Consider the following 25,704-nt stretch of genomic DNA (forward strand, 5'->3'; position numbering starts at 1 on the left):
GTGCGCACTGCGCGCTCAGTCGAACAAGGCCTGGATCGCCGCCAGGCCGGCGCTGGCCCGTTCCTGCTTGCGCGCCGCATCGGCCACCGGATCGGCGCCGTCGCGCTGCAGTTCTTCGGCCGGCAGTTCGGCGAAGAAGCGGCTGGGTTTGAGCCGGACGTGCTCACCGAACTTGCGCGTCAGCTTGCTGTGGCTCATCCACAGCTGGACCTTGGCCCGGGTGATGCCCACGTACAGCAGCCGCCGCTCTTCCTGCAGCGTGCCTTCGTCCAGGCTGACCTGGTGCGGCAGCACGCCGTCTTCGCAGCCGACGATGAAGACATAGGGGAACTCCAGGCCCTTGGAAGCATGCAGGGTCATCATGCGGACCTGGTTGCCGCCATCGTCCTTGTCGTTGCGCGACAGCAGCGCCAGCTGGCCGGCCAGGTCGGCGGCGGTGGCGCCGCGCGGGCCGCCTTCGAACCACTGTGCCAGCTCTTCGATGTTGTTGGCGCGGCGCTGGTAACTGGCTTCTTCCTTGGCCTGCTGGCGCAGTTCGCTCAACAGCCCTGATTCCTTGGCCACCTTGCGGATCATGTCGCCGGAAGAAATCTCGCGGGTCTGTGCGCGCAGGTCACGCAGGATGTCGGTGAAGCGCGACAGGCTGTTGGCCGCACGCGGGGGGAGCTGCTGCAGCGCGCCCAGCGCCTCGGCCGCCTGCGCCATCGGCATGTTCTTCTCCGATGCCAGTTCGGCCAGCTTGGCCAGCGTGCCTGCACCCACGTCGCGCTTGGGCGCCTGCACCGCGCGCATGAAGGCGGTGTCGTCGTCCGGATTCACCAGCAGGCGCAGCCAGGCCAGCGTGTCTTTGACCTCCTGGCGCTCCAGGAACACCGTGCCACCGGACAGGTGGTACGGCACGCGCGCCAGCTGCATCGCCTTTTCCAGCGGACGTGACTGGAAGTTGCCGCGGAACAGGATGCAGAAATCACTCCACGGTACCTGTCGCGCCTGGGCGATGAAGGCGATCTCGGCCGCCACTTTTTCCGCCTCGTGCTCGCTGTTGCGGCACTCCCACACACGGATGCGTTCGCCGTCGGCCTGGTCGCTCCACAGCTTCTTCAGGTGTTCGTGCGGATTGTTGGCGATCAGCGCATTGGCCGCGCGCAGCACCCGGTTTGAACAGCGGTAGTTCTGTTCCAGCTTGATGATCTGCAGCGCGGGGTAGTCGCGCGCCATCTGCTGCAGGTTTTCCGGATTGGCACCGCGCCAGGCGTAGATGGACTGGTCATCGTCACCCACGCAGGTGAAGTTGCCCTTGTCCCCGGCCAGCTGCTTGAGCAGGCGGTACTGGGCGTCGTTGGTGTCCTGGCACTCATCCACCAGCAGGTAGCCGATGCGTTCGCGCCAGGCCATGGCGATCTCCGGATTCTCCTCCAGCACCTGCACCGGCAGGCGGATCAGGTCGTCGAAGTCCACGGCATTGAAGGCCGTGAGCCGCAGCTGGTAGCGCTCGTAGACGCCGGCCGCTTCCTTCTCGCGGTTGCTGCGCGCCTCGCGCATCGCCTGCTCCGGTGACAGGCCGGCATTCTTGGCGCGCGAAATAAGGTTCTTCACGTCCTCGATGTCATCCGGCTTGGCGCCATGCATCAGGTCCTTGACCTGGGCGTTGCTGTCGTCGGCATCGAAGATCGAAAAGCCGCGCTTCAGCCCCACCGCAGCGTGTTCGATCTGCAGGAACTTCAAGCCCAGCGCGTGGAAAGTGCAGATGGTGACGTCTTCGGCGTCCTGATCACGCAGGCGCCGGGCCACGCGCTCGCGCATTTCCTTGGCCGATTTGTTGGTGAAGGTGATCGCGGCGATGCGCCGGGCCGGATAGCGGCCGCAGCCGATCAGGTGGGCGATCTTCTCTACGATGACGCGCGTCTTGCCGCTGCCGGCGCCCGCCAGTACCAGCAAGGGGCCTTCGATGTGCAGCACTGCTGCGCTTTGGGGGGGATTGAGTCCGTGCATGTACTGCAGATTGTAGCGGGGGCACCCTGACCTCCGGCAGGTTGCGCTCGCCCGCCCAGCTGCGGATAGTGGCGGCACACCCCGTTTCACAGGAAGTGACCGATGGACCTGAACAGGTTTGCCTGCCGCGCGGTGCTCGCCGCCGCCCTGCTGTCGCCGCTGCACCCCGCCCAGGCGCAGCTGGCCGCCGAAAACGTTCCGCTGTCGCTGCAGGAACACGCGGTGGTCAGTTCACCGGCCTTCCTGAAAGCGCACCCGGACCTGCGTTACCGGCAGCTTGGCCTGGCGGCTGTCGAGCGCGACAAGCTGGAAGATGCGCGTCGTTACTTCCGGTTTGGCGCCCAGCATGCCGACAAGCTGTCGCAGGCGCTGATGGCCGAGCTGCTGTGGAACGGCAAGGGCGGCCCGGTCGATCGCGCACTGGGCTATGCCTGGATGGACCTGGCGGCCGAGCGTGGCACCGAATGGCTGGTGGTGCGTCGCGAACAGTACTGGGCCGCCCTGGACGAAGCCGAGCGCAAGCGCGCGGTCAGTGAAGGCCAGAAGCTGTACGCCGAGTACGGCGACCCGGTGGCCAAGCCGCGGCAGGAACGCGAAATGCGCCGCAACATGGGGGAAATGACCGGCAGCCGCACCGGTGCACTGGGTTCGACGGTCATGCAGGTCCGCTTCAACGGGCAGATGGTGCGGGTGGTGCCGGAGATCTACTACGCACCACGGCTGTGGCAGCCCGAAGCCTACTGGAAGTGGCAGAGCCAGCAGCTGGACGCGGGCAACACCAGCAGCGTGGACGTGGGTTCCCCGCATCCGCTGCGCGGCGACTGAGTCCGCCCGCTGCGGCTAGAATCTGCCGATGGCCAAGCTCTATTTCTATTATTCGGCGATGAACGCCGGCAAGACCACTACGCTGCTGCAGAGTGCGCACAACTACCGCGAGCGCGGCATGCGGGTGGCGATCCTTACCCCGCGGCTGGACAACCGTGCCGGCAGCGGCGTGGTGGCCTCGCGCATCGGGCTGAAGGCCGATGGCATGGCCTTCGAGCGCGACAGCGACCTGCAGCGCCTGGTCGAAGCCGATATCGCCGCGCGCGGCCCGCTTGGCTGCGTGCTGGTGGACGAAGCGCAGTTCCTCAGCCGCGCCCAGGTCTGGCAACTGAGCGAAGTGGTCGACCAGCTGCGCATCCCGGTGCTCTGCTATGGCCTGCGCACCGACTTCCGCGGTGAGCTGTTCGAAGGCAGCCAGTACCTGCTGGCCTGGGCCGACGAGATGCAGGAGATCAAGACCATCTGCCACAGCGGCAAGAAGGCGACCATGACCGTGCGGGTGGACGAGCACGGCCACGCGGTGCAGGACGGCCCGCAGGTGGAGATCGGCGGCAACGAACGCTATGTGTCGGTCAGCCGCGCCGAGTTCAAGAAGATCACCCGCGGCGAAAGCCGGATCGATCCGATGCAGGCCGCGCTGCCGCTGTAAACCGGTAGCGCCGGTAGCGCCCAGCATCGCTCGGCGCTACCGGTTTCCTGTTTACAGGGCTCAGTACAGCGTGCGCTCTGGCGCCCCGGCCGGCGGCGGACTGTACTGGTACAACCAGGTTTCCGTCAGCGTCTTGCCCCCGCTGCGCAGGAACAACCGGATGTCGATCTGCGCGGTGCTGTCATCGCCCGGCACCAGGTCGAACATGGCCCGGTAGCCGTTGATCTCACGCAACGGACGGGCCGAAACGATCTCCAGCTTGCCACGGCTCGCCTGCACCACGGCCTCCACCTCACCCTTGTCGATCAGGCTGGCCAGCTCGCCGCCGGCGAAGTCCACCGCGAAACGCCAAGAGAAATAGGTGCGCTTCTTGCCGATGATGCCGCCCAGGCCGGTGCGGGTGGCCACGGTGTGCGCCAGCGGCGAACGTGCCGGCGGCTCGGCGCCCCAGTACAGGCGATAGCCGACCAGCAGCTCCTGCCCGGCCTGCGGTTTCTCCTTCGGGTTCCAGAACGCGACGATGTTGTCGAAGGTCTCGTCCACGGTCGGGATCTCCACCAGCTGCACCGAGCCTTCGCCCCAGTCGCCCTTGGGCTCCACCCACAGGCACGGGCGCTTCTCGTAGAACACGCCGTCGTCCTGGTAATGGTCGAATTCGCGGTCGCGCTGCAGCAGGCCGAAGCCACGCGGATTGCGATCGACGAACATGTTGAAGCGCAGCTCGCGCGGGTTCACCAGCGGGCGCCAGATCCACTCCCCGCCACCGCTCCACATCGCCAGGCCGTCGGTATCGTGGATCTCCGGGCGCCAGTCCCACGCCATGCGGCGATCGTTCTCGCCGACCTGGAACATGCTGGTGCACGGGGCGATGCCGAGCCGCTCGATCGCCTTGCGCGGGTACAGCGCGCTGTCGATGTCCATCAACAGCACATCGCCATTGGTGATGGCGAAGCGGTAGGCACCGGCCACGCTGGGCGAGTCCAGCAACGCATAGACCACGATGGTGTCCGAGTCGTTGTCCGGGCGTTCCAGGTAGTAGGCGATGAAGTCCGGGAACTCTTCCGGGCCGCCGGTCCCGGTGTCGATCGCCAGGCCGCGCGCCGACTGCCCGTACTGGCCTTCCTTGCCGACCGCGCGGAAGTAACTGGCGCCGAGGAACGCAGCGAAATCGCGATCGGTGTCCTTGCGCGTGTTGAGCCGGAAGCCGGCAAAGCCGAGGTCGGCAGGCAGCTGGCCGTCCTTGATCCCGCTCTTCCCATAATCGAAGGCGGCACCATCGTAGGCCAGTTCCTGCGCCTTGCCGTCGACCACGTCGAACATCCGCACCGGCGAATGGAAGTACAGCCCCAGGTGGAAGAACTTGGCCTGGAACCGGCCCGGCTCATTACCCCACAGCGCATGGTCCTGGCGGTAGCGGATCGACTGGTATGCATCCCAGCTCAGCGCTTCCACCGGGCCTGGCAGGGTCCGTTTGTGGGTCCTGTAGGGCGCAGCGGCCAGCGCGCGCGCCTGGCCCTTCAGGCTGGCGAAATCGAACGGCACCGGCTGTCCCAGGCGGCGCAGGCCGACCTGTCGGCTTGCCGCGGCGCCCACGTTCAATGCAGGCAGGCCGAAGGCAGCCAAGGCCAGGGAAGCGTTGCGGATAAAATCGCGTCGTTGCATTCGAAGGCAGCCGGGGCATGGAGGGTCGGCCATTATTCCAACAGATTCGTTAATTGTTGGCAGTGGCTGGCGACATCTGTTCAGCTGGCCGCGGCAGGCGCGGCAGGCGCGCCAGGCGCAGGTCCAGCTGGCGGACGGCCGAAGACGGAATGCCGCGCTGGGCGATCAGCAACTGGCGTGCCTCGCGCCACGCCGCGGCGGCCCGCGCGGGGCTACCCGCCGCGCGTTCGGCCTCGCCCAGGTCGAGCAGGCCCTGCGGCAGCAGGGCCACATGGTCAGGCTGGCGCCAGATACGTACGGCGGTGCGGTAGTGGCTGACCGTGGCCTGGTCATTTCCATCCGCCCTGGCGAGGTCACCCAGGGCGTGTTCGGCCAGGCCGACTTCACGGTGGTCCGGCCCCAAGGCGAAGGCCAGCTTGTCCCGCACTTCGCCGAGCACAGGGCCCGCCCACGCCCGGCGCCCCTGCTGCAGTGCCAGCAGCGCGCGCGCACGCTGCACCACCAGCGTTTCCGGATGGTCCGGGCCGAACGCCTGCACCGCCGATTGCCACGCCTGGTCGAGTGCCGCAGAGGCCTCTTCGGCGTTTCCGCTACGTGCCAGCATCTGCCCCAGCTGGCGCCGCATCCCGATGGCTTCCGGGGTGCCCGGTGCAGCGCGCTGCAGCAGCGCCAGCGCCTGCTGGTAGCCCTCCCGTGCACGCGCGTCCAGGCCGGCTTCGGCATCCAGCCCGGCCAGCCCGGCCAGCGCACCGGCGATGCCACGCGGGTTGCCCTGGCCGCGCTGGTAAAGCGCCAGGGCGCGGATGAACGCAGCGCGCGCAGCACGGACCTGGCCGAGCTGGGTCTGGCAATGGGCCAGTTCGCTGGCGAAGCCCGCCACGGCGGTCGGCAGCAGGTCCTGCTGCTGGTCGGCGATGGACGCTGCGGCCTGCAGGTGGGCGACGCATTCGCGGTCACGGCCCAGCATGCGCAACGCGCGCGCGCGCTGGGTCACCGCTTCCAACTGCAGCGCGCCCGGCACATCCTGTTGTGCCTGCAGCAGCGTGCGTTGTTGATCCAGGATGCGCAAGGCCGTCTGGTAGTCGCCCAGCCCGATGTGCAGGCGTCCAATGACCCCCTCCATTTCGGCCAGCGCCAGCGGCTGCCCGGCCAGTTCTGCCTGCGCACGCTGTTGTCCGGTTTCCAGCAGCTGGCGCACGTCGAAGTGGCCGTGGCGGACGCTTGCCGCGCGGTCGAACAAGCCGATGTTGAAGTCCTGCATCGCCTGTGCGCGCGCGGTTTCCTGACGGGCCTGGCGCGCCTGCCAGACGGCCATCGTTGATACCGCCAGCAAGGCCGACAGGGCCAGGCTGGCGCCGGTCACGCCCCAGCGATGACGCCGCAGATACTTTCGCAGGCGATACCCGGTGCCGGGCGGATGGGCGCGCAGCGGCCGTCCATCCAGGAACCGGCGCAGGTCTTCGGCCAGGGCATCGACCGATCCGTAGCGCTGCTGCGGATCCTTGGCCATCGCCTTGACCAGCAGCAGGTCCAGGTCGCCCCGCACGCGTCGGGCAAGACGCCGCGCGGCCGCCGGCACCGACATCCCGGCTTCACCCTGCAGCAACCGACGCGATGCGGGCATTGGCTGGACATCCAGGATGCAGCGCTCCCACTCGCTGTCGGAGTGTCGACGCAGGCGGTAAGGTTTGTGCCCGGTAACCACTTCGTAGATCACCACGCCCAGCGAGTACACATCGGTACGGGTGCTCAGCGGATCGCCCCTTACCTGCTCTGGCGCGGCGTAGTGCAGGGTGAACGCGCACGGCTCGCCGGGGGCGGCCACCGCCGCGACGCCGTCCGGATCCAGCAGTTGGGCGATGCCGAAATCCAGCAGCTTGACCCCACCATCGGCCACCAGGATGTTGGAGGGCTTCAGGTCGCGGTGCACCACCAGATTGGCGTGCGCATGCGCCACCACCGAACACACCTGCAGCATCAGCCGCAGTCGTTCTTCCAGCGGCAGCATCCTGCGCTGGCAGTACGCGGTTATCGGCTCGCCCTGCACGTAGTCCAGCGCGAAGTAGGGATGCCCCTGCGGATCGATGCCTGCGTTGTGCAACTGGGCAAGATGCGGATGCTGCAGCCGGGCCAGGATCTGCCGTTCGCGCGCAAAGCGCGCATGCAGCCCCGGTTCGGCCAGGCCGCTGCGCAGCAGCTTCAGGGCGACCTTGCGCTCGTACATGCCGTCGCAGCGCTCGGCCAGCCAGACCTCGCCCATCCCGCCTTCGCCGAGCAGCTGCAACAGGCGGTAGGGACCGATGCGGCTGCCACCGCGCGATGATCCGGGCGCGGAAAACACCGGCTGGGCCATGAACTGCTCGCTGTCGCGTTCATGGGCCAGCATCTTCTCCAGCTCTGCGGCCAACCCCGGATCGCGTCCGGCCACCTGCCGCAGCCGCGCGACGCGGCCGTCTTCATCCAGTTCCAGCAGCTGGTCCAGCCATGAGGACAGTTCACGCCAGCGCAGGGCATCCATGGCGGGTGTTCGCGCTCAGTCCCCGCTTACTTCGGTCAGCAGGAACAGGCGCGCCTTCTGCCAGTCGCGTCGGATGCTGCGCTCGGAACGCTGGCTGAGTTCGGCGATCTGCTGTTCGGTCAGGCCGGCGAAGTAGCGCAGTTCGACCACCCGTGCCAGGTGCGGATCCAGCGCCTGCAGGCGCTCCAGCGCCACGTCCAACGCCAGCAGGTCCTCGTCCATGCGGATGCCGCTGCTGCTGTTTTCAGGGATGTCCACCCGTTTGAGGTCACCGCCGCGCTTGCGCGCCAAGCGGTTGCGGGCGTAGTCCACCACCACGCTGCGCATGGCCGAAGCGGCATAGGCGAAGAAGTGCGCACGATCCTCGAAGCGTGCCCCACCCCGGCTGCCGAGCAGTTTCAGGTAGGACTCGTGCACCAGCGAGGTGGCATCCAGGGTGCGGCCCTGCTGGCCGGCCAGCTGCCGCCGGGCCATCCCATGCAGCTCCTGGTAGAGCACGGTGAGCACGCGGTCCAGCGAGGCACGGTCGCCGCCGCGCGCGGCGTCCAGCCACACAGTGATGTCGGATCCTTCATCCATCGCAGCGCCTGCTCCCACGGGAGTCGTGGCGCGACTATAGCCCTGTCCAGCGCGCTTGGCGAAAAAGCCCTCAGCGCTGGCAGGAACCGCACCAGACGCTGGCCCGCTGGCCGATGGTGGCGTGCTTCAACGGCCGCCCGCAGGACCGGCAGGGCTGGCCGTCGCGTCCGTAGACCGACAACTCCTGTTCGAAGTAGCCGGGCGCCCCATCGGGACTGATGAAGTCGCGCAGAGTGGTGCCACCGCGGGTGATTGCATGCTGCAGGATCTGCTTGACCGCCTGCGCCAGACGTAGATAGCGCTCGCGCGATACCTTGCCGGCCTCGCGAAGCGGGCTGATGCCGGCCCGGAACAGGCTTTCGGCCGCGTAGATGTTACCCACGCCCACCACCACCGCCTGGTCCATCAGGAAGGTCTTGATCGGCGCCTTGCGGCCACGGCTGCGCTGGAACAGGTAGTCACCATCGAAGGCATCGTCCAGCGGCTCCGGGCCCAGCCCCTGCAGCAGCGGGTGGACCTGGCCCGGCGGCTGCCACAGCAGGCTGCCGAAGCGGCGCGGATCGTTGAAGCGCAGCAGGCGGCCGTTGTCCAGGCTGATATCCACGTGGTCATGCGCGCGCAGCGGCGTATCGCCCGGCAGCACGCGCAGGCTGCCGGACATCCCCAGGTGCAGCAGCGCACTACCGGCTTCGGTATCCAGCAGCAGGTACTTGGCGCGCCGGCGCACATCCACGATGCGCTGCCCCGGCAACAGGGCGGCCACCTCGTCCGGGATCGGCCAGCGCAGCTCGCTGCGGCGCAGGATCACCCCATGGATGGCACGTTCGAGCAGATGCGGCGCCAGTCCACGCCGGGTGGTTTCAACTTCAGGCAACTCAGGCATGCGCAGATTCTACGCCCGGCCGCTGTTGCTGACGGCGTCGGACGGAACCCGCCGACCATGGGTCGGCGCTACCGCGTTCCAAAGACCCCCGGCACCTGTCAGCGGGTCGGGGGGGGGGGGGGGGGGGGGGGGGGGGGGGGGGGGGGGGGGGGGGGGGGCTGTGCGGGGGCGTTGAGCGCCATGGATGGCGCGAAACGAGGCCCGCAGGAGCGGCTTCTGCCGTCCCCGCACAGCCCCACCGCCCGGCCCGCTCCCGTTGCAGCGCCAACGCCATGCGCCAGACTCACCGCGGCGGCGCCGCCAGCTCGCGCGCATCCAGGACTCCATCGCGGTTCGCATCCTGCTTGTGGAACCGCTGCACCAGCGTCTGCCGCTGCTGCTCACGGGTGATCGGCCGCCCCTTGCCGCCCGGCAGCTCGCTGGCATCCAGCACGCCATCACCATCGGCATCCATCTGCTCGAAGGCGTACATCATCCACTGCACATACTCGGCCTGGCTGACCCGCCCATCGCCATCGGCATCCATGCGCTGCAGGTAGGTGCCGGTGTCGGCCACCTGCGCCTGCACGCTGCCCGCAGCGGACAGCAGCAAGGCGATCAGCAGGGTGATCACGGGCCCGCGCGGCAGCGTAAGGGTGACGTCGGTCATGGCGGCCTCCAGGCCGTGGTCCGGCGCGGGGTTGCCGCGGTGCAGACATGATGGCCCCTGGCTTGGCAAACTGCATCCCTGCGCCGCCACGGCGCGCACCTTCCAGCCGGGAACCTGCGTTGTCCAGCCTGAATCCAGCCGCCGTCGTACCGCCCGCAGCCGATGCCGGCACCCTCCCGCCGCTGATCGAACTGGATCGCGCCAGCGTGATGCGCGGTCAGGTCAAGGTGCTGCACGGCCTCAGCCTGCGCATCGCACAGGGCCAGCACACCGCGCTGCTCGGGCCCAACGGCTGCGGCAAATCCACCTTCATCAAACTGATCACCCGCGAGCTGTATCCGCTGGCACATGCCGATGGCCACGTACCGGTGAAAGTGCTGGGCCAGAACCGCTGGCAGGTCGACCGGCTGCGCTCGCAGCTGGGCATCGTCACCGGCGACCTCAGCAGCACGCTCGCCGACATGCCGGGACTGACCGTGGAACAGGCGGTGCTGACCGGATTCTTCGCCAGCTACGTGCTGCCTGCCTTCCGCGAGATCACCCAGGACATGCGCGAGCGCACGCGCCAGACCCTGGCGATGACCGGCGCGCTGGCGCTGCACGGTCGCAGCTATGCAGAGCTGTCGGCCGGAGAGACGCGGCGCGTGTTGATCGCCCGGGCACTGGTCAACCGCCCGCACGCGCTGTTGCTGGACGAGCCATCCACCGGGCTGGACCTGGTGGCCCGGCAGCAGCTGGTCGATACCATGCAGTCACTGGCGCGGCAGGGCATCACGCTGGTGCTGGTCACCCACCACGTGGAAGAGATCATTCCCGAGATCGAACGCGTGGTGCTGCTGCGCGACGGCCGTGTACTGGCCGATGGCACGCGTGCCGAACTGCTGTGCGATGCGCCCCTGTCGGCCGCGTTCGGCGGCCCGATCTCCGTGGTGGAGCAGCACGGACGGCTGGCCGCGTACGCGGGATAGTGCCGCAGGGCCGTCGCAAGGGGCACCACAAGGGCGGGCCGGCGGCCCCGGCCCACCGCTCCCGGATCAGAACCGCAGCGCAGCAGCGCGCGACTCGATCGGTGCCATCCGGCTCTGGTCCTGCAGTTGCAGGTCGCGCAGTTCATACGGCGGGCCAAATCCCGCCGGCAACGCAGCCTGGTCGAACGGCAGTACCAGCGTCCCCTGCCCGGGGCCCTCGAACCAGGCGGCGGCATGGGCCTGCGCGACGGGTTTCAGCTGCCCATCGGCCGCGCTGGCGTACAGGGTGCCGCGTGCTTCGTAACGCCCCGCCGCTGCCATCTGCAATGACAAGCCGACCCGGCGGCTGGCGGGATCTGCCGTGGCCTGGCCGCTGAGACGCGCCGTCGGCAGCGCAACAGCGAAGGCGACCGTGCCATCACGCAGCACGCCGTCGAGCTGTGCGAACACCTGCAGCTCCCACAGACCCTGCGTGTTGCCCACGTCGGCGGGAATACGCACCTGCGCGCGCAGGCTGCCATCGGGAATGGGCCGCAACTGCTGCGGCCAGCTGCGGCCATCCGGTGCGACCAGCAGCGCATGACCGCCGAAACCGCTTCGGGGCGTGCCCGCCGGCAGGCTGCCGGCGCCGCCTTGGCGCAGGCGCGCCTGCAGCTGCATGCTGCCGCCGGCCAGCACCCGCGAGTGGCTGGCCTGGACTTCCAGCCGCAGTGGGCTGTTCGGTTCCAGCACCTGCACCACGTAGCGGCCCCGTGCCTGGCGACTGTGCAGGCGGTAGATCCCGGCCGTGCTGGCTGCGCCGGTCCGCAGCATGCGCGTGCCATCGCCAACCGGCATGCCGGCATCCTGCAATACACGTGCATCGACGCTGCGGGCCCCGCTGCTTCGCCCGGCCGGATCGCGCAGCTGCAATGACCCCGCCGACAGCGCGCGGGCGCCCGGCGCCGGGCTGAGCTGGATCACCGCCTCCGGTGCGGTCAGCGGCAATGCCAGGCCGCGCTGCAGTTCGGCTGCATCGACCTGCTGCCAGTAACTCCGGCTGACGGCCACATGGGGCGACGGCGCATGCAGCGGCTGCACCGGGTCCAGCGCCCAGGCGAAGGCCAGCGGTACCTGCTCGCTTTCATCGTCGGTGGGCAACGGCGCGGCGACCAGGGTGGCCGGTATCTGGTCGCCAGCGGCGGCGGCGCGCAGCGGTTGTGCGGCCCCTGTGGGCGCGGTGGACAGGATCGCCAGCGCGGCAACGGCCAGGAGGGTGGGATGCATCGTCATGAGGGCCTCCGTCACTGGGTCAGGTCGTCGCGCAGGAGCGTGCCCAGGCCGAAGCACGCGCGGCGGCTCTGGTTGTGGCTGAGCGGTTCGGCGCCGTGCGTGCGCGCTGTGTCGGTGAACCACACGGTGCCGGCCGCCTTCTGGCTGCTGCAATCGAGGAAGCCGTCCGAACACGAAGAAAGCCAGTTCCGGGTGAACTCCAGGCCGAGGTTGGCGGCATAGCCTCCGCAGTAACTGTCCGCGTCCGTAGGCGCCGAGTCGACATCGCTGCCGACCACAGCGCGGAACGGCGTGGGCAGTGCCGGGCGACCACCGGTGCCATACAGGTTCTGCGCGTTGTAGGTGGCCATGTGGCCGACCTGTTGCTGGCGCACCGCATCGTTCCTCAACCCCAGCAGCCAGCCCAGCAGGGTTTCGAAGGTGCTGCCGTTGACCACTGCGTCGGCCAACGGCGTGCCGGCCGAAGACGGCGCCAGCGCGGTGACCTTCTGCAGCGTCTGGATGATCTTCGGATAGCGGCGGTCGTAGGTCGGGTTGGACAGGATCCAGCGCACGACGTTGCCACCGTTGGAGTGGGTGATGACCACCAGCCGGGTGATGCCGCGGCTTTCGATGAAGCCGGACAGCTGCCCGGCCAGGCAGCCGGCGGCTTTCGGCTTCCACATGTACTGGTTGAAGTCGCAGTTGATGACGACGTAATTGCGCCTGTCCGGCAGGCCCTGGCGGACACTGTCGATGATGGCTGGCTGCCAGTAGTCCCGGAGGGCGTTGGTGTGCGCGCCGGTGCCGTGCACGAAGGCTACACCGAGGCCATCGGCCGCCTGCGCAGGTTGCAGGCCCACCAGCAGGGCCAGTGCGGTGCTTCGTAGTGCGGTGCTGTGCATTGCATGTTTCCCTATCTGCGGGTCCCCCGGACCCTTGGATGGCCTCATGCTCGGCGCGATCGTGGGAGTCGTCCGTGCGCTGCTCCGGGTATCAAGACATTTCCGACACTCGGCTGCGGTTTTGTCCCAGGCAGAGGGCCATGCCGGTTGTGGCCGTATGCGCGATGGCGCTGCACAGGGCGTGCAGGACTGCGATCATTGTCGGCGAGCCCCTGTCCCGAACCTCCCATGTCCCTGATCTCACACCTTGGCCGCGCCCTGCCCGGGCTTGCCGTCGCCCTGTCCCTGGCCGGGTGCGCAGCCACTGCCAGCCGCCCGACTGCCGTTGAAGCCAATGTCACCACCAAGGCGGTGGGCTACCTGGACGCGGCGTCGGTGCCGGCCAGCCTGGCCCTGGTGCCTGCACCGCCGGCGGCCGGCTCGGCCGGCTTTGCGCTGGACGAACAGGTCAGCCGCCAGGCACGTGCGCTGCGGGGTACGCCGCGCTTCGCCCAGGCCACGCACGATGCCGAACTCGGCTTCCCGGAGGGCGCAAACCAGTTCTCCTGCGCCATCGGCCTGGACGTGGACGCGCAGCGCACGCCGGCGCTGTACCGCCTGCTGGAACGCAGCCGCATCGATGCCAGTGCTGCCACCCGCGCCGCGAAGAAACACCACCAGCGCCCGCGTCCGTTCATGGTCAACGGCGAACCCACCTGCACCCCGCAGGACGAAGCCGGCCTGCGGCGCAACGGCTCCTATCCCTCCGGCCACACCTCGATCGGCTGGGCGTGGGCGCTGTTGCTTTCGGAAATCGTGCCGGACAGGGCCGACGCCATCATCGCCCGCGGACGCAACTACGGTGAAAGCCGCCTGGTGTGCAACGTGCACTGGCAGAGCGACATCCTGGAAGGCCGTTTCATGGGCGCCGCTGCCGTGGCACGGTTGCAGGACAATCCGGCTTTCCAGCGCGACCTGCTTGCTGCACGCAGGGAAATCGAAGCCGCGCGCAGGTCCGGGCAGCATTCCAGCCGCGACTGCGCGGCCGAGGAAGCGGTGCTGAAAGTGCGGCCGGCCAGTGCGCTGTAGTTCGTCGAGAAATCCGGCAGGGATCGTCGCGCGCGATGACGCTGCCGACGCCGGCAGGTTGCCGAGGTGCGTCGGGCCACGATCCTGCCATCGTGTCAGGCAATCGCCTGCACGCCATGGCCTTGCGGACCGTTGCCGACCGCCGCGGTCCACCCGCGCAGGGTAGTGACGCCCTGCGCCACGTTGCTGCCTGCAACTGGCGACAGCGTGCCGGCACTCGGGCCCCGCCGTGCAACGCTGTCGCTTCCATCGCATGCGGAACCTCCATCCATGACACGCCACCAGACAGCCGTCATCGCGCGGACCAGACGCTTTACGTTGGCCGCCTTGTCGCTGATCGCCGTCGCCTCACCGGTGGCTGCCAAGGTCACCGGCTACCTTCTCGAAACGAAGGTGCCGGACAGTATCGCGCTGCTCCCCACGCCGCCTGCCGCAGGCACGGTAACCGCAGCCCTGGACGCGCAGGTCAGCGATGAAGCGCTCGCGCTGCGCGGCACCGAGCGGTTTGCCCAGGCCAGCCGGGATGCCGACGATTCATTCCCTAAAGGCCCTGTGCAGCCGGGCGCCAACCAGTTCAGCTGCGCACTGGGGATCGACGTGGACGCCGCGCGTACCCCGGCCCTGCTCAGCCTGCTGCAGCGCAGCCGTCGCGACGCCAGCGCCACCGCGCGTGCGGCCAAGAACCACTATCTGCGTCCGCGGCCGTACGTGGTCAACGCAAAGTCGACCTGCACCCCGGAAGAGGAGGACAAGAAGCGCGAAACCGGCTCGTATCCGTCCAGCCACGGCATCGCCGGGTGGGCGTGGGCGCTCATCCTCGCCGAGGTGACGCCGCAGCGGGCCGATGCGATCTTCGCGCGCGGTCGCAGTTACGCTGAAAGTCGCCTGGTCTGCAACATGCATTGGCACAGCGATATCGTGCAGGCACGGTTTCTCGGCGCCGCACTGGTTGCGCGGCTGCACGAGAGCCCGGAGTTCCAGGCCGACCTGCTCGCCGCAAAACACGAAATCGCAGCCGCACGCGCGTCCGGTCAATCGTCCAGCCATGACTGCACGGCCGAGGAAGCAGTACTGAAGGTGCGCCCACAAAGCGCGCTGTAGATGAAAAACGGCGCGGAAGAATCCGCGCCGTGGATGACCATCAGCGGGTGGCGACCATGGGCCGCCCCCCCGGTTCTCCGGTCGGTCAGAACTTCGCGGTGAACTCCACGCCGAAGGTACGTGGCTCGTTGAGGAAGCCGGTCAGGTTGTTGAAGTCGATCGCACCGACCACCCGCACCTGGTCGGTCAGGTTGCGACCGAACACGGCCACGTCGTACTGGCCGTAATCCCAGTTGTAGCCCAGGCGCAGGCCGCCTTCCAGCGAGCTGCGGCTACGGAACTCCGGCGATTCGTACAGGAAGAAATTGACTTCGCTCTTGTACGCCCAGTCGGTGTAGACGTAGAACTCGCTGGCATCGGTGACCGGGAAGCCGGCACGCAGGGTCAGGTTGTGGATCCACTTCGGCGCCTGCGGCAGCGAATTGCCATTCACCAGCGCGTAGGTGCCACCGTTGATCACCGTGGTTGGATCGGTGATGGTGCAGCCACCGCCGCAGATCGCCACCGCCAGGCTGGGGTCCTTGATCTCGGTGTCGTTGTAGCTGCTGCCCAGGGTCAGCAGCACGTTGTCGGTCAGGTAGGATTCGAAGTCGAGCTCGAAGCCCTGGCCGATCGTCTTGTCCGCGTTGAGCAGGGTCGCGGTGTTGTTGGTGCCGCCCACGGCGATCAGCTGCTGGCCGTCCACGTCATAGCGGAACACGCTGAAGCCCAGGCGCGCACGGCGGTCGAACAGGTCGGCCTTGATGCCCGCCTCGTAGGAAATCACCTTCTCCGAATCGGCCTGGGTGACCCCACCAAAGGCCAGCCGGCCCTGGATGGACGGCGCCCGGAAGCCCTTGGCCACGCGCGCGTAGGCGTTGACGTTGTCGGTCAGCGCATACACGCCGCTCAGGTCCCAGCTGACGTCGTCGACATCGCTGTTGGCCACATACGGACCGCTGACCGGGGTACCGCCGGCGACAGCCTGCAGCACGCTGGCGGTGAAGTCCTTCTTGTCCTGGGTGTAGCGCACGCCGGCACGCAGCTTGAAGCGCTCGGTGACGTCGAAGTCGCCGGAGGCGAACGCGGCCCACGCCTTGTTGCGCTGCTGCTGCACGGCATGGCCGCTCTGCGGATTGCCCGGGGTCAGCGAGTCATAGTTGAAGCTGTCGATGGTGACGTCTTCATCGAAGTAGAACACGCCGGCCTGCCAGTCGAAGCGGCCCCATTCGTTGGATTCGACGCGGAATTCCTGCGTCCACTGGCGGTGGCTCGGCAGGCCATCGGCCGACTCGGACGGGAACGGAATGAAGCCCGGGCCGTAGTTGCCGGCGCCCAGGAACGCCGCGCCGTAGCCGCCGTCGATGTCGCCGTGGTTGAGCGATTCGGCGGTTTCATAGCCGGTGATCGAGTGCAGGGTGACCCGGCCCAGGTCCCACTTCAGGCGCGCGCTGCCGCCCCAGGTTTCCAGGTCGGAGAAGTTCTGCCCGTCGGTGGACACTTCATCACGATCGAAGTTTTCCACCAGCTTGTTGCTGCCCGGCTGGATGATGTTGGCGCGGAACAGGCGCGCGGTGCCGTTGAGCTTGCGCTTGTGCAGGTTGAACAGGCCTTCGAAACCGTCGCCTTCGTACAGGAACTGCACGCGTGCGGCGCCTTCGTCATAGCCTTCGAAGCCCTGCGCCGGTGCGTCGCTGCGGGTGTTGGTGACCCAGTCGTCGCGGCGCTGGTAAAGCGCCGATACGCGGGCCGACCAGCGGCTGGTCAGCGGGCCGCCGTAAGCGCCCTGCACGTTCCAGGTGTCATAGCTGCCGTAGGCGACCCTGACGTAACCGTCAGCGTCCTGCGACGGACGCGCCGAATCGAACTTGACCACGCCGGCCGGGGTGTTGCGGCCGAACAGCGTGCCCTGCGGGCCGCGCAGCACTTCCACGCCGGCCAGGTCGAACAGCGGGAAGCCCTTCAGCAGCGGGCTTTCCTGCACCACGTCGTCGTATACCAGCGACACCGGCTGGGACGCGTTGAGGTCGAAATCGGTGTTGCCCAGGCCGCGGATGTAGAAGCGCGGGAAGGCACGGCCGTAGGATGATTCGATGTTCAGGCTGGGCACGCGGCCGGCCAGGAAGCGGATGTCGTCACCGGCCGAACCGAGGACATCAAGCTTCTCCCCCTGGATCGCGGTGATCGCCACCGGCACGTCCTTGGCGTTCTCGACGCGGCGCTGGGCGGTCACGGTGAGCGCATCGAGCGCGACCGGATCCTTGCTGGCCGGAGCTTGCTGGGCAACTGCGGACAGCGGCAGCAGGGCGGAGAGAGCGAGAACGAGCGGACGCACGACCGGTCGGCGGTCGTGGACGGAACGGTTCGGGGACATGGCGGTAGGCTGTGTTGGGAGGGGTGGTGGAACGGCGCTACCAGATAATTGTTGCAATACAACACGCTGGCCGCAAATGCCGCGCGTTCATGGCCGTCGCCGGGGCGCTGGCCAGCCCGCTAGACTCGTCGTTTCCGCACCCCTTGGAATCGCAGCGATGAACCAGTGGTACTTCCATGTCCCCGGCCAGGCCGACCGCGTTGGCCCCTTCGATGAGCAGGCCGCGCGCCGCTTCGCCCAGGCCAATCCGCGCGCGCTGGCCTGGTGCCAGGGCATGAGCGGCTGGATGGCGATCGGCGAAGTCCCGGAGCTGCGCAGCGAGGCCTCCGGGATGTCCAGCGCGCCGCCGCCGGTACCGGGCCACGGCGCGCGTGGCCAGCGCGCGGACGACATCGATTTCCGCATCGTCGGCCATGAAATGCAGTTCGTGGAGATCGAACTGGACCCGGGCGAGAGTGCGATCGCCGAAGCCGGCGCACTGATGTTCAAGGATTCGGCGGTGCAGATGGATACCGTGTTCGGCGACGGCTCGCACAGCGGCCAGGGCGGCGGTTTCATGGACAAGCTGATGTCGGCCGGCAAGCGCGTGCTGACCGGCGAGAGCCTGTTCGCCACCCTGTACACGCACACCGGCCACGGCAAGGCCAAGGTCGCCTTCGCCGCGCCCTACCCCGGCACGGTGCTGCCGATGAAGCTGGACGAGCACGGCGGGCGCCTGATCTGCCAGAAGGACAGCTTCCTGGCCGGCGCGCGCGGGGTGCAGATCGGCGTGCAGTTCCAGCGCAAGATCATGACCGGCCTGTTCGGTGGCGAAGGCTTCATCATGCAGAAACTGGAAGGCGACGGTTGGGTGTTCATCCATGCCGGCGGCTGCGTGGTCGAACGCGAGCTGGCGGCCGGCGAGCGGCTGGACGTGGATACCGGCTGCGTGGTGGCCTACCACGCCAGCGTGGACATGGACGTGCGCCGGGTTGCCGGCATCAAGAGCATGGTGTTCGGCGGCGAAGGTGTGTTCCTGGCCACCCTGACCGGCCCCGGCAAGGTCTGGCTGCAGTCGCTGCCGTTGTCGAGGCTGGCTGGCCGGATGTGGATGGCCGCGCCGCAGGGCGGTGGCCAGAACCGTGGCGAGGGCTCGGTACTGGGCGGCCTGGGCCGGATGCTGGACGGCGACAACCGTTTCTGAGGGCAGGGACGGCCGCTGGCCGTCAATCCCGCACAACGCCCCATGACGGCAGCGGGCCGTCGTGGGAAATGGCTGGCTGCTGACCGTCACCGTGCTTGACGGCCGGTGGCCGTTACTACCGGGGTGCCGTTCGCTATGCTGGCGCCCTTTCCTGTTGCGTTGCCCAGCCGATGACCCTGTCCCGCACCCGTGTGATGTTGTCTGTTGCCCTGCTCGGCCTGCTGGCCGGCTGCGGCGGTGAAAACGCGCGCCCTGCCCCGCCGGCCACGCCCACCGTGGTGCAGCCCGCCAAGCCGGTGAAGATCGGCATCGCGCTCGGCGGCGGCGCGGCCAAGGGCTTTGCCCATATCGGGGTGATCAAGATGCTGGAAGCCAACGGCTTCGAACCAGTGGTGGTGTCCGGCACCAGTGCCGGCAGCGTGGTCGGTGCGCTGTACGCCAGCGGCATGGATGCCTTCGAGATGCAGACCAAGGCGGTGGCACTGGACGAAGCCAGCATCCGCGATGTGCGCCTGTTCTCCGGTGGGCTGGTGCAGGGCCAGAAGCTGCAGGACTACGTCAACCAACAGGTCGGCAACAAACCGGCGGAACGGCTGAAGAAGCCCTTCGCCGCCGTCGCCACCAACCTGGAAACCGGTGAGCGCGCGGTGTTCGTGCGCGGCAACGTCGGCCAGGCAGTACGTGCGTCCAGCAGCATTCCGGGCGTGTTCGAACCGGTGAAGATCGGCCAGAACAATTTCGTCGATGGCGGGGTGGTCAGCCCGGTGCCGGTGGACGCGGCGCGCCAGCTCGGTGCCGAGTTCGTCGTCGCCGTGGATATCTCCAGCAAGGCCAGCGGCCGCACGCCGACCGGCATGCTGGGCATCGTCAACCAGTCCATCGCGATCATGGGCCAGCGCCTGGGCGAACAGGAACTGGCGCGCGCGGACATCATCATCCGACCGCGCGTGCTGGATATCGGCGCGTCCGATTTCAGCCAGCGCGGCAAGGCCATCCTGGAAGGCGAGAAGGCGGCGATGGCCGCCATGCCGCAGATCCGCGCGAAGATCGAGCAGATCCAGCGCGCGCGCGCCGCCGCCCTGCTGCCGCCGCCGAAGCCGAAGTGCGATGAGCCCTCGCGCGTGGGCCGGCTGATGGGCCGCAAGGCCGACTGCTGACCCTCGGTAGTGACGGCCGCTGGCCGTCCTGCCGTGGCCCTCTTGCCGCTGCGCTCGCCGAGCGTGGCTCGGCGCTACCGGGCCCCTGCTCCGGTGGGTGACGACCGTTGGTCGTCACGCCGCTGCGCTCTTGCCGTTGCGCTCGCCGAGCGTGGCTCGGCGCTACCGCTTCAGCGCTTCACATGCCCGGCGGCGCGGCGCTTTTCCATGCGCCGGGTTTCCAGGCTTTCCGCATGGCGCTGCGCGCTCAGCTGCAGCTGTTCCATCGCATCGCCCGGCAGCCACAGCTGTTGGCTGCCACGGGTCAGCGCCAGGTAGGCCGCGCGCACCGGGCTGTGCGCCTGGCGCGTCTCGTAGCCGGTGATGAAGCAGCACGCCGACATCGCCACCCGGTCGAACTGCAGGTTCTTGGCATGCTGGGCCAGGCACAGCGTGATGCCTGCCTCCTGCACGGGCACCAGCGCCGCCAGCAGCTGCTCCAGCGCGGTTGAATCGAATCCACCGGAAAACAGCGCCGGGATATCGCCCTGCCCGCGCTGCTCGCAGGCTTCCACGAAGGCCTCCCAGCGCCGGCTCGACTCGCCCCGCCGCACGCTTCGCCAGGCATCGATCGGCGCCTGCGCTTCTTTCTGCAGCAGGCGCAGCGAAGCCGGATGCACGTGCACATGCGCGCCCTGCGCGAGCAGCTGGTGGGCTTCCTGCAGCAGCCGCCACAGGCTGCCGTACAGGCGTGCCCCGGACAGCGGCACCTGCGACCAGGTGGCATAGCGGCGCACACCGGTGGCGCGGTCGCTGGCGCCCATGAAACGTTCGCTGGACGCACCGATGTCATCCAGCGCCAGTGACTGGTTGACCAAGCCATCCACCTGGCTTCCCTGGCGCACCGATTGGCTCATTTCCAGCACCTTGGAGCTCGACCAGCGCGATGCGCGCCCTACCAGCCGCTGGTGCGGATCGCCCAGGCTGACCACGCCGGGCGCATGCCGGGCCAACACCTGCTTCCAGGCCGGACTCAGCTCATGCGCCTCATCCACCAGCAGCATGCCCAGCCCGACCGGCGGCGCCACGCCCTGCAGCTCCAGCCATTTGCCGAGATGGCCGGTATTGAGGCTGAGGCAGCCGCCCTTCTGCACGCCGGCATCGAACATGCAGCGCCAGACGTGCTCGGCAGCGGCCACGTAGGGCACCGCGTCGAGCATCGCCCATGGCAGCGAACGGTCGAAATGCGCGGCCTGCAGCGTCGGCGATGCCGATGCGCACCAGCGGTTGATGCCTTCCAGGGCCGTCATCAGCACCTGCTCGGGTACGCGCTGGCCGATGCCCTGCAGGCCGATCCGGCGGGTGATCTCCCACGCCGGGATCGTGCTCAGCCGGTAGGTCGGCACGAAGCCGTTGCCGCGGCCACTGCGTGCGGCCTGCTGCACCATCAGGTTGGCCAGTTCGATCTGGGTCAGCAGCCGCGTGCCGGAATCGGCCGGCAGGCGCGGGCGGAAGGCTTCGACCTGGCCGCGTGAGGGCGCGATGTAGGTATAGCGGCCCGGCCGGGCATCCATCAACGCCAGCACCAGATGGCTTTTCCCGGTACCGGCGTAGGCGTCCAGGTCGATCAGTTCATCCGGGTTGGCGGCGATGGCGCGCAGCACACGCGCCTGTTCGCTGGTGAACAGCCCGTTGCGCTCGATGGCCCCGCTGGCACGCGGCGCCTCCTCTTCCGGATCCGATTCGGGATCGACCGCTTCGCCCTCGTCGTCGGGCGCGGCGGTGGCCGGGTAGCGGATCGTGTGCTCGGCCAGGGTGACCTGGCAGGCGGCCTGGAAGTCCGCGCCGGGATAGGCGTCGGGCGAGGCGGCGACAAAGCGCTCCACGGCTTCGTCCGGTGCCAGCAGCACGCCGTGCATGGCCAGCTCGGCCAGCCACGCATCCAGCGCCGGCTGCCCTTCACCGCCCTTCCCGGACAGCTGGGCGGCCACCGCGCTGCCGTCGTCAGCGGCGAACAGCGCGCAGGCATCGTGCAGCAGGCGTTCCAGCTGCGCCCCTGGATGGGCGTGCAGGCGGCACAACTGCGCTGCGAGCAGGCCGGCCTGTTCCAGCGGCGTCGCCGGCGGCGTGCCGCGGCCCAGGTGCTGCGCCAGCGTCCGTCGCCGCAATGGCAGGAAGTGGGTGGTTTCGGTGAAGGGCGCGGTGTCGGGCATGTCGATGATCGAAAAAGGTGCTGCAGCCAACGCCCCTGTTCGACGCTACCGCTGGCGACGATGCTCGGCTACCGCATGGCTGCCGTCAAACCGGTTCACCCACCCAGCTGCGACAAGGGCAGTGCGCGGAAGGGTTTCACCGTGCGCAACACGAAGCTGGAATTGACGTCAGCCACCCCGGACGCATTGAGCAGCTTGTCCAGCAGGAAGCTGGAGAAATGCTCCAGGTCGCGCACGTAGATCTGCAGCAGGTAGTCCATGTCGCCGGTGAGCGCATGGCAGGCCACCACTTCATCCCATTCCACCACGCTGTCGGCGAAACGTGCGATGGCGGCCTGGTCATGCTTTTCCAGCTGCACGCGCACGAAGGCCTGCAGCCCCAGGCCAATGTGCTTGGGCTCCAGCCGTGCACCATAACCGGCGATGACGCCCTCGCCTTCCAGCCGCTGCAGGCGGCGCAGGCAGGCCGAGGGAGACAGGTTGACCCGCGTCGCCAGTTCGGCGTTGGTGGCGCGGCCATCACGCTGGATCTCGGCCAGAAGGCGTAGATCCGTGCGGTCGAACTGGACTTCACCTGCCATTGCTGCCTCGCAACACGGGATGGACGCAACGATATTGCGCCAGGACACGATCAACGCGCAACTTTGCAACCCTGTTGCGCGATCCCTGCCCTAGCATCGACAGACACCCGCAAGGAGCCATCCCATGGACCAGACCACTCCCCGCCGCGTCGAGCACCAGCAGACCGACAAGGGCTATGTGCCGGTCTATACCACCGCCGTGGTGGAACAGCCGTGGGACAGCTACAGTGCCGACGACCACGCAACCTGGAGCACGCTGTTCAAGCGCCAGCGCGACCTGCTCAACGGTCGCGCCTGCCAGGAGTTCCTGGATGCGCAGGACGCCATGGGCATGAGCGCGGACATGATCCCGCGCTTCGACCAGCTCAACGAGGCCCTGGCGGCGGCCACCGGCTGGACCCTGGTCGGCGTGGAAGGGCTGCTGCCGGAGCTGGATTTCTTCGACCACCTGGCCAACCGGCGTTTCCCGGTGACGTGGTGGATCCGGCGGCCCGACCAGATCGACTACATCGCCGAACCGGACATGTTCCATGACCTGTTCGGGCACGTACCGCTGCTGATGAACCCGGTGTTCGCCGACTACATGGAAGCCTACGGGCGCGGCGGGGTGAAGGCCCATGCGCTGGGCCCGGACGCATTGCAGAACCTGACCCGGCTGTACTGGTACACGGTTGAGTTCGGCCTGATCAACACCGCCGACGGGCTGCGCATCTACGGCGCCGGCATCGTGTCGTCCAAGGGCGAGTCGCTGTACTCGCTGGAGTCGCCTGCACCCAACCGGATCGGCTTCGACCTGGAACGCATCATGCGCACGCGTTACCGCATTGATACCTTCCAGAAGACCTACTTCGTCATCGACAGTTTCGAGCAGCTGATGCAGGCCACCGCACCGGACTTCACTCCGATCTACGCCAGCCTGGCGGACCAGCCGCAGTTGCCGGCCGGCCAGGTGCAGGCGGACGACCGCGTGTTCCAGCGCGGCACCGGGGAGGGCTGGGCGAGCGGCGGCGACGTCTGAGGCGTGGCGTGAGTGGCTTGGTGGGTGGCGACCGTTGGTCGCCACATTCTCCGATCATGCGCGGTTCTTGAAAGCCAAGCGCCTCCGCTGCGCTCGCCGACCATGGGTCGGCGCTACCGGTCATCGGTCGGTGGTGTCAGCGCGGGTAGGCCAGCAGCACCACCAGGTCTTCTTCGCCACGCTGCTGCAGGGCGTGGCGACTGCCGGTGCGGGTCAGCAGCGCATGCCCGGGGCGCACATCAAACTGCTTTCCATCCAGAACGTACGAGCCTTCGCCGCTGACGATGTAATAGATCTCGTCCTTGTGCTGCGGATGCAGGCCGATGCCGGCGCCTTTGTGCAGCACGCGCTTGCGCAGCACGAACGGCAGCCCCTCGGCGTCGGCGAAGAACGGATACGCCGTGGTCGGACCCGCGCCGCCATGCGGGCCGGCCTGGGGCCGCGCCAGGTCGTCTTCGTGCACGACCTGCGACGGGCGCTGCGGGTCGCTGCCCTGCCCCGCGCCGCCGCTCACGTCACAGTCGATGTCACGCACCAGCGCAGGCTTCACTGCCGGCTGCAGTTCCACCCAGTCACGCAGCACCAGGCAGGCCACCGCGTTCGCACCTGCAGTGCTGAAATGGGTGCCATCAGCCTTCTGCTGTTCCGGCACGAACAGGAAATACGGCTTGGCGCCCTGCTCGCCCAGCGCGCGGATCCAGCGCGTGGAACGGTCGTTGAGGTCGATCAGCGCGATGTCCTCGCGCGCGGCCAACTGCTTCATCGCCGCGGTGTATACCCCATGCGTGTCCAGCAGCGAACCGAAGTCGTACAGCAGGCGTGCCACCGGGGTGATCAGCACCGGCGTGGCACCGTTGTCGCGTGCCAGCTGCACGTAGCGCATCAGGAACGCGGCATAGTCGCCGGCCGGATCGGTATAGCGCGAGGGGTCTTCGAACTTCGCATCGTTGTGGCCGAACTGGATCAGCAGCACATCGTCTTTGCGGAGTTCACCGGCGATGGCATCCAGCCGCCCTTCGGCGATGAAACTGCGGGTGCTGCGCCCGCCCTTTGCATGGTTGCGCACCTCGATGCGCGCCGGATCCAGATAGCTCTGCAGCATCTGCCCCCAGCCCGCCTGCGGCGCCCGCTCCGGCCCATACTCGGCCGCAGTCGAATCCCCGGCAATGAACACCCGCTGCGGTGCAGCGTGTGCGGTGGCAGCGAAGGACAGCAACAACAACAGCGTCAGGCGCAGCATCGGCAGGGCCTCTGGTAGCGCCGAGCCATGCTCGGCGGATTGCCGGAGTGACGACCAACGGTCGTCACCCACCGTGGCTGGCCGTCACCCACCGTGTTACCCGGTTACCGCGCCAGCCAGCCACCGTCGACCGGCAGCACCGCGCCGTTGACGTAGTCCGAGGCCGACGAGGCCAGGAACACGGCAGCACCGGCCAGGTCTTCCGGGTTGCCCCAGCGTGCAGCGGGGATGCGTTCCAGGATCGACTTGTTGCGGTCTGCATCGGCGCGCAGGGCCGCGGTGTTGTCGGTCGCCATGTAGCCCGGTGCGATCGCATTGACGTTGATGCCCTTGCCGGCCCATTCGTTGGCCAGCAGGCGGGTGATGCCGGCGATGCCGCTCTTGCTGGCCGTATAGGACGGCACGCGCACGCCGCCCTGGAAGGACAGCATCGAGGCGATGTTGATGATCTTGCCGTGGCCCTGGGCGATGAAATGCCGGCCGGCCGCCTGCGAGATGAAGAACGCGGACTTGATGTTGACGTTCATCACGTCGTCCCAGTCCTGCTCGGTGAAGTCGACCGCGTCGGCGCGACGGATCAGCCCGGCGTTGTTGACCAGGATATCCAGGCCACCCAGGCCCTCGATGGTTTCGCGCACCACGCGCTCGACCGGCTCGATGCTGATCAGGTTCGCTTCGATGGCCAGGCAGCGGCGGCCCAGCGCGGTGATCTTCGCCACGGTATCGGTCGGCGGGGCGATGCCGGCCACGGCTACGTCGGCGCCTGCAGCAGCCAATGCCACGGCGATACCCTGCCCCAGGCCGGTGTTGCCACCGGTGACCAGCGCGACCTTGCCTTCCAGACTGAACGGATTAGCCATTGATGCATTCCTTGTGGATACGTGCGCTCGCCGCACGATGGACGGACCGCCGCCGGCGCGGATGCCGGCG

Annotated in this window: 21 protein-coding genes; 8 read left to right on the forward strand and 13 right to left on the reverse strand. The window is 68.1% G+C overall.

Annotated features, from left to right (window positions below):
• Positions 1-15 precede the first annotated feature (15 nt).
• A complete protein-coding gene (gene rep / locus H9654_RS03710; RefSeq protein WP_191769122.1) occupies positions 16-1,992 on the reverse strand; it encodes a DNA helicase Rep in 1,977 nt (658 codons plus the stop codon).
• Positions 1,993-2,094: 102 nt separating this feature from the next.
• Between rep and H9654_RS03715 the strand changes: the two genes are divergently transcribed.
• Together H9654_RS03715 and H9654_RS03720 are read left to right on the forward strand one after the other, a co-directional pair.
• Positions 2,095-2,817, forward strand: coding sequence for an SEL1-like repeat protein (locus tag H9654_RS03715; RefSeq protein ID WP_191769124.1), 723 nt, complete (start codon positions 2,095-2,097; stop codon positions 2,815-2,817).
• Positions 2,818-2,845: 28 nt separating this feature from the next.
• Positions 2,846-3,466: a thymidine kinase gene (locus H9654_RS03720; protein ID WP_191769126.1), complete on the forward strand. Its 621-nt coding sequence runs from the start codon at positions 2,846-2,848 to the stop codon at positions 3,464-3,466.
• Positions 3,467-3,526: 60 nt separating this feature from the next.
• On the opposite strand, the gene H9654_RS03725 is transcribed toward H9654_RS03720, so the two are convergent.
• The 5 genes from H9654_RS03725 to H9654_RS03745 all read right to left on the reverse strand — a co-directional run bounded on the left by H9654_RS03725 (position 3,527) and on the right by H9654_RS03745 (position 9,757).
• Positions 3,527-5,128 carry an OpgD/OpgG family glucan biosynthesis protein gene (locus H9654_RS03725; RefSeq protein WP_191769128.1) on the reverse strand — a complete coding sequence of 534 codons (1,602 nt, stop codon included), beginning with the start codon at positions 5,126-5,128 and terminating at the stop codon, positions 3,527-3,529.
• Between the two features lie 49 nt (positions 5,129-5,177).
• Positions 5,178-7,646, reverse strand: a complete 2,469-nt coding sequence (locus H9654_RS03730; RefSeq protein WP_191769130.1) for a serine/threonine-protein kinase — start codon at positions 7,644-7,646, stop codon at positions 5,178-5,180.
• A 15-nt stretch (positions 7,647-7,661) separates the two neighbouring features.
• Positions 7,662-8,225: an ECF-type sigma factor gene (locus tag H9654_RS03735; protein WP_042612096.1), complete on the reverse strand. Its 564-nt coding sequence runs from the start codon at positions 8,223-8,225 to the stop codon at positions 7,662-7,664.
• A gap of 70 nt (positions 8,226-8,295) precedes the next feature.
• Positions 8,296-9,108, reverse strand: coding sequence for a bifunctional DNA-formamidopyrimidine glycosylase/DNA-(apurinic or apyrimidinic site) lyase (gene mutM / locus H9654_RS03740; protein ID WP_191769132.1), 813 nt, complete (start codon positions 9,106-9,108; stop codon positions 8,296-8,298).
• 283 nt (positions 9,109-9,391) lie between these two features.
• A complete protein-coding gene (locus H9654_RS03745) occupies positions 9,392-9,757 on the reverse strand; it encodes an EF-hand domain-containing protein (RefSeq protein ID WP_191769134.1) in 366 nt (121 codons plus the stop codon).
• 119 nt (positions 9,758-9,876) lie between these two features.
• Here H9654_RS03745 and H9654_RS03750 point away from each other — a divergent pair, with 119 nt between their 5' ends.
• Positions 9,877-10,725 carry an ABC transporter ATP-binding protein gene (locus H9654_RS03750; RefSeq protein ID WP_317450744.1) on the forward strand — a complete coding sequence of 283 codons (849 nt, stop codon included), beginning with the start codon at positions 9,877-9,879 and terminating at the stop codon, positions 10,723-10,725.
• Positions 10,726-10,791: 66 nt separating this feature from the next.
• On the opposite strand, the gene H9654_RS03755 is transcribed toward H9654_RS03750, so the two are convergent.
• Together H9654_RS03755 and H9654_RS03760 are read right to left on the reverse strand one after the other, a co-directional pair.
• Positions 10,792-11,997: a DUF4785 domain-containing protein gene (locus H9654_RS03755; protein ID WP_191769135.1), complete on the reverse strand. Its 1,206-nt coding sequence runs from the start codon at positions 11,995-11,997 to the stop codon at positions 10,792-10,794.
• 11 nt (positions 11,998-12,008) lie between these two features.
• Positions 12,009-12,881: a lipase family protein gene (locus H9654_RS03760; protein WP_191769137.1), complete on the reverse strand. Its 873-nt coding sequence runs from the start codon at positions 12,879-12,881 to the stop codon at positions 12,009-12,011.
• 228 nt (positions 12,882-13,109) lie between these two features.
• On the opposite strand from H9654_RS03760, the gene H9654_RS03765 reads away from it, so the two are divergent.
• Positions 13,110-13,949: an acid phosphatase gene (locus tag H9654_RS03765; RefSeq protein WP_191769139.1), complete on the forward strand. Its 840-nt coding sequence runs from the start codon at positions 13,110-13,112 to the stop codon at positions 13,947-13,949.
• Between the two features lie 327 nt (positions 13,950-14,276).
• A complete protein-coding gene (locus tag H9654_RS03770; protein WP_225211854.1) occupies positions 14,277-15,050 on the forward strand; it encodes an acid phosphatase in 774 nt (257 codons plus the stop codon).
• Positions 15,051-15,135: 85 nt separating this feature from the next.
• Here H9654_RS03770 and H9654_RS03775 read toward each other — a convergent pair whose 3' ends face one another.
• Positions 15,136-17,403, reverse strand: coding sequence for a TonB-dependent receptor (locus H9654_RS03775; protein WP_191769143.1), 2,268 nt, complete (start codon positions 17,401-17,403; stop codon positions 15,136-15,138).
• A 157-nt stretch (positions 17,404-17,560) separates the two neighbouring features.
• Between H9654_RS03775 and H9654_RS03780 the strand changes: the two genes are divergently transcribed.
• Positions 17,561-18,586, forward strand: a complete 1,026-nt coding sequence (locus H9654_RS03780; protein WP_191769145.1) for a TIGR00266 family protein — start codon at positions 17,561-17,563, stop codon at positions 18,584-18,586.
• A gap of 170 nt (positions 18,587-18,756) precedes the next feature.
• A complete protein-coding gene (locus tag H9654_RS03785) occupies positions 18,757-19,743 on the forward strand; it encodes a patatin-like phospholipase family protein (protein WP_191769147.1) in 987 nt (328 codons plus the stop codon).
• Positions 19,744-19,913: 170 nt separating this feature from the next.
• On the opposite strand, the gene H9654_RS03790 is transcribed toward H9654_RS03785, so the two are convergent.
• Both H9654_RS03790 and H9654_RS03795 read right to left on the reverse strand, forming a co-directional pair.
• On the reverse strand, positions 19,914-21,935 hold the full coding sequence (locus H9654_RS03790) for a hypothetical protein (protein WP_191769149.1): 2,022 nt from the start codon (positions 21,933-21,935) through the stop codon (positions 19,914-19,916).
• Positions 21,936-22,030: 95 nt separating this feature from the next.
• Positions 22,031-22,516: an Lrp/AsnC family transcriptional regulator gene (locus tag H9654_RS03795; protein WP_042612106.1), complete on the reverse strand. Its 486-nt coding sequence runs from the start codon at positions 22,514-22,516 to the stop codon at positions 22,031-22,033.
• Between the two features lie 124 nt (positions 22,517-22,640).
• Here H9654_RS03795 and phhA point away from each other — a divergent pair, with 124 nt between their 5' ends.
• A complete protein-coding gene (gene phhA / locus H9654_RS03800) occupies positions 22,641-23,534 on the forward strand; it encodes a phenylalanine 4-monooxygenase (protein ID WP_191769151.1) in 894 nt (297 codons plus the stop codon).
• Between the two features lie 136 nt (positions 23,535-23,670).
• On the opposite strand, the gene H9654_RS03805 is transcribed toward phhA, so the two are convergent.
• Positions 23,671-24,774, reverse strand: a complete 1,104-nt coding sequence (locus H9654_RS03805; RefSeq protein WP_191769153.1) for a GDSL-type esterase/lipase family protein — start codon at positions 24,772-24,774, stop codon at positions 23,671-23,673.
• Between the two features lie 104 nt (positions 24,775-24,878).
• Entirely contained in the window at positions 24,879-25,634 is a 756-nt protein-coding gene (kduD, locus tag H9654_RS03810) for a 2-dehydro-3-deoxy-D-gluconate 5-dehydrogenase KduD (protein ID WP_042612108.1), read from the reverse strand.
• Positions 25,635-25,704 lie beyond the last annotated feature (70 nt).

It is taken from the genome of Stenotrophomonas lacuserhaii, from assembly GCF_014836545.1.
Lineage (GTDB): Bacteria > Pseudomonadota > Gammaproteobacteria > Xanthomonadales > Xanthomonadaceae > Stenotrophomonas > Stenotrophomonas lacuserhaii.